Annotated in this window: 12 protein-coding genes and 1 riboswitch; of the genes, 2 read left to right on the forward strand and 10 right to left on the reverse strand. The window is 50.0% G+C overall.

Annotated features, from left to right (window positions below; translation table 11 throughout):
- The first annotated feature begins 441 nt into the window (after positions 1-441).
- Positions 442-3,345, forward strand: a complete 2,904-nt coding sequence (locus tag GUA98_RS22385) for a DUF5704 domain-containing protein (protein WP_227779984.1) — start codon at positions 442-444, stop codon at positions 3,343-3,345.
- A 241-nt stretch (positions 3,346-3,586) separates the two neighbouring features.
- On the opposite strand, the gene GUA98_RS22390 is transcribed toward GUA98_RS22385, so the two are convergent.
- From GUA98_RS22390 to GUA98_RS22415, 6 genes are all read right to left on the reverse strand, one after another.
- Positions 3,587-4,417 (reverse strand): ABC transporter ATP-binding protein, encoded by an 831-nt coding sequence (locus tag GUA98_RS22390; protein ID WP_193724434.1) that lies wholly within the window; start codon positions 4,415-4,417, stop codon positions 3,587-3,589.
- Positions 4,407-5,204 carry an ABC transporter ATP-binding protein gene (locus GUA98_RS22395; protein ID WP_193724435.1) on the reverse strand — a complete coding sequence of 266 codons (798 nt, stop codon included), beginning with the start codon at positions 5,202-5,204 and terminating at the stop codon, positions 4,407-4,409. Before GUA98_RS22395 ends, GUA98_RS22390 begins: the two co-directional genes overlap by 11 nt.
- A complete protein-coding gene (locus GUA98_RS22400) occupies positions 5,204-6,799 on the reverse strand; it encodes an ABC transporter substrate-binding protein (protein ID WP_193724436.1) in 1,596 nt (531 codons plus the stop codon). Before GUA98_RS22400 ends, GUA98_RS22395 begins: the two co-directional genes overlap by 1 nt.
- Before the next feature lie 14 nt (positions 6,800-6,813).
- Positions 6,814-7,647, reverse strand: a complete 834-nt coding sequence (nikC, locus tag GUA98_RS22405; protein WP_153976543.1) for a nickel transporter permease — start codon at positions 7,645-7,647, stop codon at positions 6,814-6,816.
- A gap of 1 nt (position 7,648) precedes the next feature.
- Positions 7,649-8,587, reverse strand: coding sequence for a nickel ABC transporter permease (gene nikB, locus GUA98_RS22410; protein ID WP_193724437.1), 939 nt, complete (start codon positions 8,585-8,587; stop codon positions 7,649-7,651).
- A 164-nt stretch (positions 8,588-8,751) separates the two neighbouring features.
- Positions 8,752-8,942, reverse strand: a riboswitch (cobalamin riboswitch).
- A gap of 80 nt (positions 8,943-9,022) precedes the next feature.
- On the reverse strand, positions 9,023-9,850 hold the full coding sequence (locus GUA98_RS22415) for an AraC family transcriptional regulator (protein WP_321573909.1): 828 nt from the start codon (positions 9,848-9,850) through the stop codon (positions 9,023-9,025).
- Positions 9,851-10,045: 195 nt separating this feature from the next.
- Between GUA98_RS22415 and GUA98_RS22420 the strand changes: the two genes are divergently transcribed.
- Positions 10,046-11,347, forward strand: coding sequence for an alpha-glucosidase/alpha-galactosidase (locus tag GUA98_RS22420; RefSeq protein WP_127540513.1), 1,302 nt, complete (start codon positions 10,046-10,048; stop codon positions 11,345-11,347).
- Positions 11,348-11,456: 109 nt separating this feature from the next.
- Here GUA98_RS22420 and GUA98_RS22425 read toward each other — a convergent pair whose 3' ends face one another.
- The 4 genes from GUA98_RS22425 to kdpC all read right to left on the reverse strand — a co-directional run bounded on the left by GUA98_RS22425 (position 11,457) and on the right by kdpC (position 16,777).
- Positions 11,457-12,155, reverse strand: a complete 699-nt coding sequence (locus GUA98_RS22425) for a response regulator (RefSeq protein WP_193724439.1) — start codon at positions 12,153-12,155, stop codon at positions 11,457-11,459.
- 1 nt (position 12,156) lies between these two features.
- The gene (locus tag GUA98_RS22430; RefSeq protein WP_227779986.1) at positions 12,157-13,698 is read right to left on the reverse strand and encodes an ATP-binding protein; all 1,542 of its coding nucleotides are present in this window, start codon (positions 13,696-13,698) and stop codon (positions 12,157-12,159) included.
- A gap of 47 nt (positions 13,699-13,745) precedes the next feature.
- On the reverse strand, positions 13,746-16,085 hold the full coding sequence (locus GUA98_RS22435) for a histidine kinase (protein ID WP_193724440.1): 2,340 nt from the start codon (positions 16,083-16,085) through the stop codon (positions 13,746-13,748).
- Positions 16,086-16,216: 131 nt separating this feature from the next.
- Complete coding sequence (gene kdpC, locus GUA98_RS22440) at positions 16,217-16,777, reverse strand: potassium-transporting ATPase subunit KdpC (RefSeq protein ID WP_193724441.1); 561 nt, start codon at positions 16,775-16,777, stop codon at positions 16,217-16,219.
- Positions 16,778-16,784: the final 7 nt, after the last annotated feature.

A 16,784-nucleotide genomic window follows, 5' to 3' on the forward strand; every position in this document is an offset into this window, starting at 1 on the left:
AAAGCTGTACTGATCGTTCTGTCATTGATTCTATTGTTGTCTTCAGTAAACCAAGTCCATGCAGGTGGGGGGCCAGGTGTCAAACCTGTATTGGAGTCATTTCATATGGAGCCTCCTACCCCTGCAAAAGCGCAAAAAAAGGTCATTCCTGTTGAGGGGACAAAAAAGACCAACATCGGTGTATATATTTACCAGGTTGATAGTCTTAGATGGAAAGTTGATGGTCAGTGCAACAACATCGAACTAGAAAACGACCCTAGCAAGAACCTTCCAGTTTCCTCAACAGTCTGTGTCGACCTTGACTTGAATAAAGACGTTTACATTCCGACCGACTACTATGATAAAGCGGGAGAAAAGCGCTCCAATTCAGAAATAACTGATAGGTCTAACATGCCTCACTATATGGATAATACAGCGCATTATTACCCAGGAGAGCCTATCTTGGTTTCTGTAGAATCGTTTACTGGGCGTAACACAAAATTCACCACTCAAATCGGGGGGGCTATTGCTCCTATCAAAACAGAAGAATATAATCCTCCCAAATGGAATGCAGCTTATCAATTCAATACAGATCTCTACTGGAAGGCTTTAGCCGAGATTACCAAAGAAATCAATCTTACCAATGGCGGCCAACTCCGCATTAACCAATCCAAGCAATTAAATGCAACCGTAAAGACCAAAACCGGTGATGGAAGCTTTGGTGCTGAAACCAATGTTAATAGCGGTAATGGGCGCACGACATGGACTTCCTCTAACCCTGCTGTGGCAACCGTTAGTAATTCAGGGCTTGTGCAAGCCGTAAGCAGGGGTACTACCACTATCACCGTACTGTGGGAAAAAGACGACTTCCAATTAAAGACAACCACAACGATTGGCGTAGAAGAAGATCCCGGGAACGGGGGTGGTGGAGGCAATGGGGGCGGAGGTGGTGTTGGATGTTCACCGACAATCGGGCCACCATCTACAGGGACCATTATGAGCATGAGTGACCTTGATCCAAATGCAAACGGTGTAATAAAGTCAGATAACAGAGGGAATGAGACATTCAATGTACTGAGAGGAATCCCTACTTCTGAGTCACTGTATACCAATGCATTTGCTGACAACTATCTCTTCAAGCAGGCCTGGGCGAAAATGTCGGGCAAAGTTACGTATGATTGCAGTGTCACGCTGTCCTATGACAGGGAATGGACTGTACCGGGCCCTGATATCTGTACCGAGGATGGCTGTACGGATGGCCCTCCTGTTCCAGCCAATGACACCGTAACCAAACCATACAATTTCCAGATTACACGGGACTACTCGTACTGGAAAATCAACAATCTTGAAGTGTACAAGATCGCAAAAGCGACCATGAAGAATTATGCCCTGCCGGGTGAACTGGTCACCATGACTCCATCCGGATATACACCGCCAACTTTGGTATCCAAAAATGATGACAACGTGGAGAGCCATGTCAGACCAGGGCAAACAACGTCTATCTCCTATACCCCACCCAAATTAACAGGCGGGCTGAATGCACCTCCAGATGTACCCGACGATACGCCGAGATTGAAAGGCATGGCGGAGTCCAACACCCCTCAGGCAAAAGTAAATAATGACTCGGTCATATTTAATAATACCAAGATTATGGACGACACAGAGGCGACCAAGGATGGACCTACGCCATCCAATATTCCTAACCCTACAACGATTGGCCAGGATGTCCTCTATAAGCAAAATAACATGATTAGTAACACGCTGGTCAACAAAGAAAACACACCAAGTTCCGGTACCATTTATTACGATCTGCTGCCCGGGAATATAAATGGCGGCGCCAACAAGGATTTCCCGATTAACGGCATTAACACCGTTACCGTGCACACCCCTGTCGTAAACTACGCCTTGGTATCAGATGATCAGGCTCATAATCAGAAGACGACTCCGGATCTAACCCGGTCAGCACTGATTCTGGAACGTCCATTTATTGTCCGTATTCCAACGACGGGTCAGCATTTGGATGCAGCAAGTTACCCTGGTTATGGCAATCGGGACTATGCCAAATATTTTCGAATGAAACAGGTGAAATTCCCGTTCGATGTCTACAACGCGGATAGAAGCCAATTCATCCCGGCTAAAACCTGGGTAGATATCCCGGTAAACCAGCTGGACACCAGCTTTTACCTCCCGGTATGGGTAGACGAGGGCAACTATGAAATTGAATTCCGCAACATTGCGGAGAACGCACCTTCCAACTTCACCGAACAGCAGGATGCCAATACCAACCTGACCCATCACGTAGCTGCCGATACGGTTCCTGTCGAAGTCATCGGTAGGCTGTACGATTTTCACGTCACCGACATTTCGGACTACAACTGGGAAAATGTATTTCGCAAACAGCCAGGCAGCCCCGAGCCAACGGGAGTCAGCTATTGGACAGGCTTGAATCGTATAGATGGTGACCCTCGTGGCAATCTGGCACCTTTCGTACTGCCTATTCGTCCAGGCAGCCATCCATTACAGGGATTCAAAAATGTGGCTGTAAAAACCGGGTACCATATCAAGTTTGACCTCAAAACGAAAGGTAATATGTTTGGTCAGCAGGATGGGGTACGGATTACGCCAACTTTTCATTTCGTGAACGAGGATGGCACCTCCCGGCAGGAGGTGGATCTGTATTACCACAGAGGGCAGGAAAGATTTATCCGTATCGGATCTGCACAGGATTTGGAGAAACGCTTTGTGGTTCTGAATGCCCGTTTGCGGAATGTTCCTGGTACCGAAATGGGCGATACCGCTCGTTATCGATACACCTATGAACTGACCAAAGAGGAGCAGAGCCAAGGCACACTGGCTGAGTACATGGTTCGTTTCGTCGATCAGATCTCGCACCAGAAAACGTGGGTGGGACGTTATGATTGGATGGTCCTGCCCTCATCCATTCGTACATTGATCGGGCCCAAAACGGACATCCCGCAAGGCGTTAACTTGGATCGGGCAAATGCAGCCATCCAGCACTGGTACGGAGAATACAGCCTGCCAGCTGATGTATATGCCGTGCCGAAAGGTACGAATTTGGAGCCAGTTGCGAGACAAAATCAGTTGGATGAAAAGTCCGCTGTGTTCCTGAGAAATGGGTATATCGTAGTCAACTTCAATATTGAAAGTCTACGAAATGGCGATACGGACGCGCCTCATCTCCAGTACATCTATGCACCTCTGATGAATCAGTGGCAGATGGAGGGTTTTCAGAACAATCCGGTCCATACTGAAGGCAATACTTGGCCCATCCAAGACGGGGATGTTGTCTTCTACCATGCCAATCGGTCGAGCCGAAACGACTTCCAATCCCAAGTACCACATTAAAATAAAGACATCCGGCGATGCTTAATACTCGGCTGCGCCAGCAGGCTTACGCATATTGGATCGCATAGATCAGTTTGCATAGATCGGTTTGATCACCGTTCTGCGCACATTGGGTATTTTTCAACAACAGTTCACCATTTCATATTTATACAGTAAAAGGATTACTCCGCCCGTCATCACCATGACCCGGAATAATCCTTTTTCTTCCTTAATTATAAAAACCACAATACTCTGTACCAACTTAGCCCGTAATGCCATGAAGAGCATACTCTCGCATCTTATCCTTGATCTCCTTCACCGACAACACCGAAGCCATTAGGTTTCGTGTATAGGGATGACTGGATGCACGCGTTAGCTGTGCACTTTCTAACACCTCAACGACTTCACCCTTGTACATAACCGCAGTGCGATCGCTAACCTGCTGCACGACAGCCAGGTCATGCGATATAAAGATACATGAAATCCCTGTCTCCTCACGCAATCGGACCAACAGATTCAAAATTTGCTGCTGAATGGAAACATCGAGAGCCGAGGTAGCCTCATCAAATATAATCACATCCGGCTGCACTCCGATCGCCCGGGCGATAACCACTCGCTGCTGCTCCCCACCACTGATTTCGTGTGGATACTTGTCAGCAATGGCAGTAGGCAATCCCACCAGCTCCAGCAAACGATGAATTTCCTTTTCCCCCTGCCTGCGCTTGATCAGTTTATAGTTCAATAAAGGCTCAAGAATAAACGATCCAACCCTCATGCGGGGATTGAAAATCGCGGAAGGTTCCTGAAAAACCATCTGAATCTGCTTGCGCTGCTGCCGCAAGGCCTCTCCCCTTATCCAAGTAATATCCTGCTGACGATAGATGATCTGCCCGGAGGTTGCCTTTTCCAGATGGGTCACGCATTTGGCCAAGGTGCTCTTGCCACTTCCGCTCTCCCCTACAATTCCCAGACATTCACCCGGAAAGAGCTTCAGATTGATCGATTGCAATGCTGCATGTGCTCCCTGGCCCCTGGATTCGTAGGTTTTACTTAAATTCCTCATTTCCAGAACGGGTATCCTCTCATCTATCATCCGTATTCCCCTCCAATTCAGGTACTGCAGCTAGCAATCCGCGGGTATAAGCATGACGTGGACTTGTAATAATGCTTGAAGTTTGTCCAAACTCAACCAGTAACCCATTCAGCATCACACCGATGTAGTCTGCCATATGGGCTGCAACGGCAATATTGTGCGTCACAATGATCATCCCTGTTCCCTGACTTGCCCGAAGGTTGGTCAATCGTTTGATCACTTCAACCTGAGTGGTTACATCCAGCGCACTGGTCGGTTCATCGGCAAGCAGCAGTTCAGGCTCCATCGTTATCGCCATGGCAATTGCCGTTCGCTGCTTCATGCCTCCGCTAAGCTGGGCGGGGTACATACTCATCATCCGCTCGGGATCACCCAGTCCCATCTGTGAGAGCATGTCCACCGCCATGGCATAGGCACCTTTCTTCGATAGTTCAACGTGTGTACGGATCGCCTCGATGTACTGACTTCCTATTGTACGGATGGGATTCAGATAAGACCCGCTATCCTGAAAAACCATAGCCATCCGCTTGCCGCGTATGCTGCCCCATTCCTTCTGCGAAAGACTAAATATCGATTTCCCCTGAAAAACAATGTCTCCCCCGGCATACTGCCCGCCGTCTGGAAGCATGCCCAGCAAAGCTCGAAGCAACGTCGATTTACCACTTCCGCTCTCGCCCACGATTCCGATAATCTCCCCGGCATTCATTGCGAACGAAACATTCTGCAGTGCAGGTGAACCGCTCTTATACACTACAGAAAGCCGATCTACTTCCAGTAAAACGCTCATTATTGCCCAACCTGGATATTGCGATCCAGGAGATAAAAGTCAATCGGATACATCGTTGCACCCTGTACGGTGCTCTTGCTGACAATGTTAATTGGAGTGTAGGTAATAAACATGTATGCCGCATCATCCAGAATCATCTGCTGGGCTTCTGCAGCCAGTTCATATCTTTTCCCCACATCGAATTCCGAATGAAGCTGCTGAATCACCGCATCCAGCTTCGGATTGCTGTATCCACCGATGTTCCACTCCGCTCCCGTTTTGAAATAAAAGTCGAGAATATACTGGGGATCTCCGGTAATCCCTGTATTAATGCTGGTCAGCGCCAAATCGTAGTTCCCGCTTTTTTGGTGATCAGTTAGATCCTCGTAAGAGGTCAGTTCCAAATTAACTCCAATTTCCTTGAGCTGGGACTGCATTGCAGCAGCCACAATGGAGTCCGATTCGTAAGCTGAATTGAGGATCAATTGAAGCGTTAGCTTTTGTCCGTCTTTTTCCCGAATACCGTCCCCATCCGCATCCTTGTAGCCAGCCTCATCCAACAGCTTCTTGGCAGTCTCCGGTTCATAGTCATACCCCTTCACCTGTTCGTAGCCAAAAGGAAGAGCCGAGGTAAACGGTCCTTTGGCCGCCTGGCCGCCCACCAGTGTGTTTGCATACATCTCGCGGTCTATGCCATATGAGATTGCACGTCTTACGTCCGGCTCACTCAGCAGCGGATTTTGCGTATTAAACCATACAAACTGCGTACGCAGGCTCGGGATTTCGTCAATCGTATATTGACTCTGATCCTGGAATAATGCCAAGCTGCTTCGTCCCACGTTGCTGGCTACATCAATCTCACCCGATTGCAGTGCAAGGGCACGCGTGCTGTCATCCTTGATATATTTGAATGTAATGGTATCCACATCGGCTGCCCCGTCCCAGTATCCGTCATACTTTTTCACCTGAATCTCCTGATCCGGGGTATATCCAGTGACCATAAATGGACCTGTGGCGATAGGTTCACTCTTGAATTGGGATGTATCTGCACTCGTATCCACAATCACAAACAAGGGTTCAGCAATATTGCCGAGCAGGGAGGCGTAAGGCTCCGTTGTTTTGATGGTGAGATCCTGGCCTTCTGCAGTCATGGAAGCTACCGGTAAGGTCGATGGCCCTCTCTCATTCAGCTGCATGGAACGTTCAATGGACTTCTTCACCGCATCTGCTGTGACCTTATTTCCGTTATGAAACGTTACGCCGTCCCGGATATGAAAATGCCATGTCGTATCATCAATACGATCCCAGCTATCCGCAATTTTCGGTACCAATTTCATATTTTCGTCAAACTGAATCAGGGTCTCTCCTATCGCTGCCCGTGTAAGGGTCCAGCCGTTCCACTCCTCTGCCGGATCCAGATTACTTCCAAGCCAGAATAGCGCTACATTCAGATGCGTCGGTGTACCTGCACTGCCTTTATCAGCCTCAGCCGCCTTTTCACCAGATGATGATGAGGTGGAGGTACTTGTTGTGGTTTGGCCACATGCCGCGATAATACATAAAACCAATAATGACAGTACGGTAAGCGTTAGCGTTTTTCCATATCTCGAATTCATTCCCGTTCCTCCTGTTAAGCTGCCTTTTTCTTAGGATCCAGCACATCCCTTAGACTGTCGCCCAGCAAATTAAAAATGATCACCGTGCAAAAAATCGCAAGTCCCGGATAAATCAACAGCCACGGAGCTGTCTGCAAATATCGTCTGCCTTCATTCAGCATCGCCCCCCACTCCGGTTCAGGAGGCTGAGCACCCAGCCCGAGAAAGGACAGGCCTGATATGGATAACATCATGCCGCCCACATCCATCATTGCCATGACGATGAGAGGAGACAGCATGTTGGGCAGGATGGTTCTGGTGATGATCTGAATCTTCCGCGCGCCGCTGAAGGCGGCCGCCGCGACATACTCCTTTTGCTGTAGCGAGATCACCAGACTTCTTGCCAGTCGTGCATACTTCGCCCACCAAACAACCGCCAGGGCAATTACCGTATTAAATAGGCCTGGCCCCAGCATCCCCACTACTGCGATGGCGAAGATTAATCCTGGAAAGGCCATCAGCGTATCGGATAACCGCATCAGCACTGTATCCGTCAGACCACGGGCAAAACCCGCGATAACACCAATGGCTACACCAAGCACAAACACAATTCCGATCATCATAAATGTAAGCAGAAGCGACGTCCTGGCCCCATAAAGGATACGGGATAACACGCAGCGTCCAAGCTGATCGGTTCCAAGCGGATATTCCGAGCTGGCTGGCTGCAGCACCTTGGCAAAATTCGTTGCCAGTGGATCATGCGGTGCGAGCAGCGGCGCAATCATGGCGAGAATGACCCAGAGAAGGGTCAGTGAACATAGAAACGTGAACCAGCGATGCTGTGTCAGAATAAGCTTAAATTCTCTCATTTTAGACATCCACGTCCAGTCGAATCCGCGGGTCATGCAGATGTGTCCAGAGATCAACCATCAGATTCAGCAATACATAGATGGTTGCCATCCAGATGACATAGCCCTGAATCAGGGGATAGTCCCTTGTAAAGATGGCATCCACCGCCATCTGCCCTACACCCGGCCATACGAACAAACTTTCCACAATGGCTGCCCCGCCGAGCAGCGCGCCTGTAGACATGCCCATGAGCGTAACGATGGGTAATAATATATTGGGTAAAATATGCTGCATCATAATGACTCTCTCCCTCACGCCTCTGGCTCTGGCCCCCGTGACATAGTTCTGGGACATCTCTTCCAGAATCACCGTACGGATCTGCCTGATATATTGCGCGATCAGAGGTAACGCCAGTGTGCATGCAGGCAATATCAGGCTGTTCCAGCCCGAACTCCCCATGACGGGAAGCTGCTTGAGTTGTACGCCAAACACCAGCATGAGCAGCATCCCGAGCCAGAAGCTCGGCATGGACAACCCGGCAAACGAAAACAGGCGTATGACGTAATCCAGCACGTTGTTTCTGTAGACGGCCGACAAAATACCCAGTGGAAACGCAATCAGAATGACCAGCAGCAGGGCACTTCCTGTTAGCCGAAGCGTGGCTGGAAGCCTGGACAGCAGAATGTCGAGCACAGGCCTGTCGTATTTATAGGACGTTCCGAAGTCTCCGGTAAGCACCTGTCCCAGCCAGGTTCCGTAGCGTATCCAAAACGGCTGATCCAGTCCCAGCTGGACACGCACCTGCTGTACCAATTCGTCCGACGGTGTGACCCCTGTAGACATGAGCATAAGCCTTGCGGGGTCCCCCGGAGACAGATAGGTCAGCAGAAAGGTCAGAAACGAAATGCCGAATAACACGGCTGCCAGCTGAATGAATCTTTTTACAATATATCTACTCACATGTCTGACATCCTCTCCCCAATCTCCAACCCCGTACATGACTTGTCCATGCGTATCAAAAAAGACGTCTCTCTCTCCGCTAGTACCGGATAAGGACGTCTTAAATAAACAGATTTTCAGAAAAAATCATGCTCTCTAAACACCTTCCTATCTCCCGTAGGTACTACTGTGTTGTTAAACTAGGCAGGTCTCCTGGCTCCAGAATCCTCGTCATTGCAGCACCTTCCCGGCCTAAACCAGTGGCATAACGCTGCATGACTCCTCTGTTACAGTGGCGGGACCGCGCCGGCATCACACCGGTCTTCCCTATTAAGCTTCTACCCGAAGGTAAAGCACCCAGTTCCACATATTCAATTGAAATGCATTCTGTACCAGTATAGCTGGCTCACAGATAATGATCAAAGCATTTATTCAAATTTGAAACAGCTCATCAGCCTATTCCCGCTCTCTCGAACCTTTCGGGGAGACTCCTGTCACACGTTTGAACATCTTGGAAAATAACAACGGATCCGTATACCCCACGGAGTGGGCAACCTCACTGACCGAAAGCGTTGAACTCTGCAGCAGCTCTGCTGCGCGATTCATCCGGTATTCAAGAAAAAAGGCTTGCAGCGACTTCCCGTACTTCTCCTTAAACAGACCGGACAGATACGTACGATCCAGACGCACCGACTGCGCAATATCAAGGATGGACGTCTTCTGGCTGTACCTGTTCTCCATAAACTGAACGGCTTGCCTGATGTATTCATCCTTGGTGGAAAGAGGCCTCTGCGGCTTGTCCTCATCAGGGGAGGAGGAGATCAGTTCAGCCATTAATCGGTACAGCAGGCTCTGGCTGAATACATCTCCACCATTGCGCGATGTGGCCTGAACCATGTTTTCATATAAACCATCCATTACCTCTGGATCGCTAGCTTTAAATACAGGGGATGCTGGACTCAGGTTTGCCCGCTGCATGAATGTCTTGGCATGTACGCCCTTAAATCCGAACCAGGAGTATGTCCAAGGATCATTCGCATCGGCCTCATAATGAATGATCGTACCCGGCAGAATGGCAAAGCCCTGACCCTGCGTCAAATGGTACTCCCTGTCTTCCATACGAACGGTTCCCCGTCCCTCATGAATGTAATGAACCACATAGGAATCTCGTACCCCCGGACCCCAATAATGAGACGGATCACAATCCTCCCAGCCGAAAAATAGCAGCACCAGCTCCATCTGTGTCCAGTCCATGGGCACCACGTTCATCTCGATTGGACTCACCTTCTCACCCCTTCCTGTCTTCCGCATCAACATGTATCTTACTTTAGATTATAACAGGTATATTGGTTAAATATCAGCTGAAAGCGGGACCAAAAATGGGATTATGCCATATATGGGTGAGGTTGAGCCATAGTTATATAAGCCGGATCGGCCTATAGTTGGGGTACACCATTATTCAGGGAGGCTGGACTTGAGATGAACAAAATTACGTTTCTCGGTGCAGGCAGCACCGTTTTTGTCAAAAATGTATTAGGTGACGTCATGATGACCGAAGCACTGCAGGATTTTGAATTGGCCTTGTTTGATATCGATGCCGAACGGCTGAATGATTCGGAGCGACTGCTGACCAGTATGGGCCGTTCTCTTGGAAGCCGTTGTTCCGTAAAAAAATATACTGACCGCAAAGAAGCGCTGCGCGGTGCCAAATATGTGATTAACGCCATTCAAGTGGGCGGATATGATCCATGTACAATTACGGACTTCGAAATACCGAAGAAATACGGACTTCGTCAGACTATTGCTGACACCCTCGGCATTGGCGGTATCTTCCGTAATTTGCGTACCATTCCGGTCATGCTCGACTTTGCCCGGGACATGCAGGAAGTGTGTCCTGACGCCTGGTTCCTGAACTACACCAACCCGATGGCTGTCCTGACGAATGTCATGAACGTGCATGGAGGGATCAAAACGGTAGGTCTGTGCCACAGCGTGCAGGTATGTGTGCCTCACCTGTTTGAAGCACTGGGAATGGATCAGACAGGCGTAGTTGCAAAAGTGGCAGGAATCAACCATATGGCCTGGCTGCTGGAAGTAACGAGAGATGGCCAGGATCTGTATCCGGAGATTAAACGTCTGGCGAGGGAGAAACAGAAGGAGCAGCATCATGATATGGTGCGTTTCGAGCTGATGAATCGTTTTGGATATTACGTAACGGAGTCCTCCGAGCACAATGCCGAGTATCATCCATACTTTATCAAACGGAATTATCCGGAATTGATCGAACGCTTCAACATCCCGCTGGATGAGTATCCGCGCCGCTGCGTGAATCAGATTGAAGGATGGAAGGAAATGCGCGAGAAGCTGTTTGCCAGTGAACATATTGAACATACGCGCAGCCGTGAATATGCTTCGCACATCATGGAAGCTATGGAAACGGACCGTCCATACAAAATTGGCGGTAATGTAATGAATACCGGCCTGATTACCAACCTGCCTCGTGAAGCCTGTGTCGAGGTGCCATGTCTGGTGGACGGGTCCGGAATCAGCCCAACATACATTGGCGACCTGCCTCCACAGCTGGCGGCACTGAACCGCACCAACATCAACACGCAGCTGTTGACAATTGAAGCGGCCATGACGGGCAAAAAGGAACATATCTATCATGCCGCCATGCTGGATCCACACACTGCTGCCGAGCTGTCCATTGATGACATCGTGGCCATGTGCGATGAACTGATCGAGGCTCATGGGGATTGGCTGCCGAAATATACATCCTAAAGCAAAAGATCATTTTTATTTCATTGTTGATAAAAAAGCGCCGAAGACCTCTGCAAATCCAGGAGTCTCCGGCGCTTTTCTAATAAGGGATTCTTGTTACAATTTCATATTAATCCTGAAGCAAAAAGCGATAACCAATTCCGGGCTCGGTCTGAATGAATCGTGGCTGCGTAGGGTCTTCTTTTAACTTTCTGCGCAGATGACCCACGTAAACCCTCAGGTAGTGACTGTCGGATTCATGATGATGCCCGCCCCATACCTGCTGCAGCAGCTGGCGCTGGGTAATGATCTTTCCGGCGTTGGAGGCCAGAACCTTGAGCATATCGTACTCTGTGGGTGTTAATTTGATCGGCAAACCGTCCAGCTCCACCTGCCTTTGTGCCAGATCTACAGTGAGGGCTCCAAAACGCAGTACAGGTTCATCGGTTGTCTTCGCCACATGGCGAAGTGCAACCCGAATCCGGGCAACCAGTTCACCCATGCCAAACGGCTTCGTTACATAGTCATCGGCTCCACCGTCAAGCGCAGCAATCTTGTCTTCCTCGCGCTCCTTCGCCGTCAGCACAATAATGGGCACCTGAGACCATTCGCGGACCCGATGCAGCACATCCATCCCGGACATGCCCGGCAGACCCAGATCGAGGATGATCAGGTCCGGATGAACGATACTCGCCTGAATGACAGCCTCGTCGCCATCAGCGCATTCATGAATCTCGAATTGATGAGCCTGCAGGGTCACCTTCAGCAGTTTGCGAATCTGTGGTTCATCATCTACAACCAATATGCGTGCCCCTTGCGATGCCGTCATGTTACTCAACCTCTCCTTGTCCTCTATAGGGAAATAATGCTTCCGGCGCTTCCATGGGCAAACTGATGTTCATTCTTGTTCCGCCTCCCGGATTGGAATCTGCTCTAATCGTCCCTCCGTGAACCTCAACGATCCCTTTGCATATAGCCAGTCCCAGTCCTGTGCCCGTCACATGACGAGAAGATTCTGATCGGTAAAACTTTTCGAAAATCCGCTCCTTGTCCGCATCGGGAATACCCACGCCATTGTCCGCTACCACAATGGTCAGCCTGGCATTTCTCTCATCCCTCGTAACTGTGAGGACAATCTCGCTATAGTCAGGGGAATATTTAATCGCATTGCTGACCACATTGATCAGCACCTGTTCCAGCAGCACTTCATCTCCACATATAAATAACGGTTGATCCGGCAAATCCACACGAATACTCCGATGCTGGCTGAATTCCCTTACTTGGGTTAACACCACGCTGATCATGTCCCCAACGTCACACCATTTCCTGCGCAGCTGCAGCATGCCGCTCTCCAGCTTCACCATGCCCAGCAAATTGGTCACCAATCGGTTCATGCGCATGGCACCATCCCGAATGTTGCCCGTCAGCTCCTTCCGGTCTTCCGGGGTAAATATGGCATCATTCTCAATCAATCCTGTAGCCGATCCAATGATCGTGGTTAAGGGTGTGCGCAGTTCGTGAGATACAGAGTCCAGCAAAGCCGTGCGAATGCGCTCTGATTCGGCAGTCATCTGTGCAACCCTTGCTTCCTCTGCCAGTTTGACGCGAGCAATTGCACTGGCAGCAAGCCCTCCACAGGCCTCCAGCAATTGCAGATGTTCCCGCTGCTCCTGAATATCACGGGCCTCCATACGGACGGCAAGCACGCCGTGTATCTGATCTTCCGTACGCAAGGGAACGTATAAACCAGAGGATTCCCGCAGGCTGGTAGAACCTCTCCCCGCAGTTTCACCATTCCTGTACACCCACTTGGCAATCGCGATCTCTGATTCCTCTCCACCCCAGACTGCAGTTCCCAGGTCATCGGCAGATGCCGTTACGTTCAGCTCATCATGAGCATCAGGCAAATATACGGCAGCCTGGGTACCCAGTGTATGTGATACTTGCTTCGCAATATGATGGAGCAGTGTATCCAGATCCGTAACAGCCGTCATCTGGCGGCTGAGTGCATACAATGAATTGGTAGTGGCTTCACGCTTCCTAACCATATCCAGCTGCTGACGCAAGCGACTGGAAAGGGTGGCTGTTAACACCGCTACGGCCAAATACACAATAAAGGAAAAAATATATCGCAGATCCGCAACGGTAAAACTGAGATTCGGAGGTACAAAAAAGAAGTCAAACATGATTACGCTAAGACTCGCTGCGTAGATTGCAGGGCCCAATCCCCAGTAAACGGCACTCACCAAAATGGGAAACAGGTAAATGAGTGAGACGTTAACCAGATCACTACTCATGCCGATGACATGCAGCAGTGGGGTTAACAAGGTAATACCAATGGTTACCCATACATATTGGGGAACTCGGTGCAACCGAGGAATCCCCTTCTCTTCTGTGTTTCGTTCAGGCACAGTACTGTTCACATCCCGCTTGGATCATAATCGTAATCTGCAACTATTAATACATCCATATGTCTGGACAGCCGTACCAGCCGATTGACCACCGATCCGGCACCACGATAGCCATTTAGCCACCAAAGCCTCTTCGCTTGGCCAACCACCAGCTGCGTTGCTTTTTCCTCCGCTGCCTTGCTTGCCAAAATACTTGATACTTTCCTCAGTTTCTCACTGTAATGAATATGAAATTCCCCACCAAGCCTGACGGTGAGCTGTTCCAGGGCCTCCAGCTGATCCTTAACTTCGTCACTCATTGCCCTGCCTACATGTACATGATGTACATGCCATACAGCCTTCAACCGATAGGCCGTGCGAAAACCACGGCGAATTAACCGCTCCGCATGTTTATCACTGCTTACACAGACAAAGACCGCTTCCTGTCTTCGCCAAGGGCCCCGAAGCGCACTTTTCTGCTCCTTCGCTTCCAGCCGTTCATCCACATCATCGGCCAGTTCACGCAGGGCAAGTTCCCGCAATGCAATCAGATTACCGATGCGGAAAAAATTCGCTAGTGCCTGCTCCACCTTGGCTGCTGCATAGATTTTACCTTCCCGCATGCGCTGCCGCAAGGCCTGAGGTGCAACATCGATTAACTGCACTTCATCTGCCATTTGCAGAATCTGATCCGGTACCGTCTCCCGGACCCGAATTCCCGTAATGTGCTCTACGGCATCGTTCAGGCTTTCCAGATGCTGCACGTTTACGGTCGTAATGACCGAGATCCCTGCATCCAGCAGATGAAGCACATCTTCGTAACGTTTTTTCCTTACGCTTCCGGGTACATTGGTATGGGCCAGTTCGTCCACCAACACTACTTCCGGACAAAGGCGAAGAATAGCCTCCGTATCCATCTCCTCCAATGCTACTCCCTGATATGTCCGACGATCCCGTGGAATGACAAGCAGCTGTCCGATCTGTTCCATGGTCTCGGCCCGGTTGTGCGTCTCCAGCAGGCCGATTCGAACATCAATGCCTTTGCGGAGCAGATCGTTGCCTTCCCGCAGCATCATATAGGTTTTACCTACACCCGGGGCTGCACCGATGTATACTTTGAATTTGCCTCGCTGAATCTGGCCGATCTGTTTTTTCACTTCTTGATCGCTTAATCTGCGATAGGTTGTGCTGCGGGTATCCGGCAATTTTGCGGGAAGTACTCGTTCTCCATCCAGCTCGGTTCGATCTGCAAGCAGGAACAGGTCTACCCCCTGCAGCTTGTGCAGGAGCGAGTTGATGACAGAACCTTGCCATAACTCCTGCCAGCGGGTATGACGTGAGTGACCCATCACAATTCGCGTAATCTGCTGCCTGGCAGCATAACGTGCCAAGGTGGATGGAATCCTGCGGCGATGCGTCATGGGTAATTCCTCGAATGCTCCTCCGAATTTCTCCACCAGCTTGATCATGTTTCGGCGAAATACCGTGGCTTCCTTGGTTAATGCCTTCTTCATATCGCGGAACGTGACCACGCATAAATCACCATTCAGTCTCTTCGCAATCTGCTGCCCTCTCCGAATATAAATGGATCCATTCCAATGATATTGGGTCGACACCAGCACCCGTTCCATGATGCCTGTTGTCATGGTAATGCCCATCTCTTCCCGGTGTTCACGCAGGGATTCATTGACTCCTTCGGCAACGAGCTTCAGCGCCAGTTCCCGTAAAATGCCCAGGTTGCCTTGCCTTAACAAAGCCTCTCCCTCATACCCCTTCAAATGTCCTTCGGCAAGCCGGGTCAAAACCGTTTCCGGTGTCACATCGATCAGTTTCACTTCGTCAGCCAATTCAAGTGTCCCCGCAGGAACGGTATAATCTGCCGCAATACCTGTAAGTTTACGGGCCAGTTCGGTATACCCTTCCAGCTCGTAGACGTTTACCGTTGTGATCACACTGATGTTGTGTTTCAGCAGATACTGAATATCCTCCAGCCTCGTAGCATGCAGAGCGCCCTCGCGGTTTCTATGCGCCAGTCCGTCAACGAGCACCACTTCCGGATTGCGCTCCAGCAGAGCATCTATATTGAGATCCTTCATCTCCATGCCATCTCTCTGACGGTACCAGTGAATACTCGGAATCCGTTCAAGCTCGCCGAGCTGTTCCACGGTTTCGGGTCTTTGCATGGTCGATACCGCGCAGATCACCACATCAATGCCTTGCTGGCGCAACGTATTTCCTTCTCTTAACATATGATAGGTTTTGCCAGAACCGCTGACCGGACCGATATAGATGGTAAGCGTGCCCTGCTGCAGCTTCGTAATCATCTTCAGGAGGTCCTCGGCTGATCTGCGCTTGAAGCTTTCATGCATTCGTTGATGTCTCCTTTCCACTCCCCATTTATCAAAATGGAGAAAGCCCCTTCCGAAATCCGGAAGAAGGCCAATGATAGATAAGGCGATCCATGCCGCTTTTGACTTGAGCTCAGATATATTTCTGCAGGCTAATTGAGCTCTGCTGTCAGCGCAAGATTCAGTGCAGTCACATTGACACGAGGCTCTCCGAATATGCCGAGCTGACGCCCTTGAACATGCGCTTCCACAAGTTCTACGAGCTGCTGTTCACTCAGACCCGTTGCCTGACTAATTCGCGGAATCTGTGCTTTTGCTGCTTCTGGCGAAAGGTCAGGATCCAGACCTGAGCCCGAACCAGTCACCAGATCAGCAGGAATCTGCTGCAGTGCCAGATTTTCCTGTCTAAGCTGAGCAATCTTATCTTTCATCTCACCAATATACTCCGCCGAAGCTACAGCCCGATTGGAGCCAGCCGACGCGGTCGGGTCATAACTCGCGTTGGATGCACGGGGTTGGAACATGGCCGGGGATTTTATTTCCTGTGCCAGCAGGGATGAACCGATCACTTTCCCGTTTTGGGTTATCAGGCTCCCATTCGCTTCTGCTGGAAACAGCAGCTGTGCCGCAGCAGTCGTCACCATCGGATAAACGATACCGCAGATCAGCATGAGTACAACAGACAAGCGGATGGCAGGCAGTATGGTCTTCATATCAGTC

The sequence above is a fragment of the Paenibacillus sp. P13VS genome (genome assembly GCF_015143645.1).
Taxonomy (GTDB): domain Bacteria; phylum Bacillota; class Bacilli; order Paenibacillales; family Paenibacillaceae; genus Paenibacillus; species Paenibacillus xylanilyticus_A.

Bases quoted from the DNA above. Each gene is read 5' to 3' on its own strand.
- GUA98_RS22390 (WP_193724434.1), bottom strand. From the start codon at position 4,417: ATGATAGATGAGAGGATACCCGTTCTGGAAATGAGGAATTTAAGTAAA.
- GUA98_RS22395 (WP_193724435.1), bottom strand. From the start codon at position 5,204: ATGAGCGTTTTACTGGAAGTAGATCGGCTTTCTGTAGTGTATAAGAGC.
- GUA98_RS22400 (WP_193724436.1), bottom strand. From the start codon at position 6,799: ATGAATTCGAGATATGGAAAAACGCTAACGCTTACCGTACTGTCATTA.
- nikC (WP_153976543.1), bottom strand. From the start codon at position 7,647: ATGAGAGAATTTAAGCTTATTCTGACACAGCATCGCTGGTTCACGTTT.
- GUA98_RS22420 (WP_127540513.1), top strand. From the start codon at position 10,046: ATGAACAAAATTACGTTTCTCGGTGCAGGCAGCACCGTTTTTGTCAAA.
- GUA98_RS22425 (WP_193724439.1), bottom strand. From the start codon at position 12,155: ATGACGGCATCGCAAGGGGCACGCATATTGGTTGTAGATGATGAACCA.
- GUA98_RS22435 (WP_193724440.1), bottom strand. From the start codon at position 16,085: ATGCATGAAAGCTTCAAGCGCAGATCAGCCGAGGACCTCCTGAAGATG.
- kdpC (WP_193724441.1), bottom strand. From the start codon at position 16,777: ATGAAGACCATACTGCCTGCCATCCGCTTGTCTGTTGTACTCATGCTG.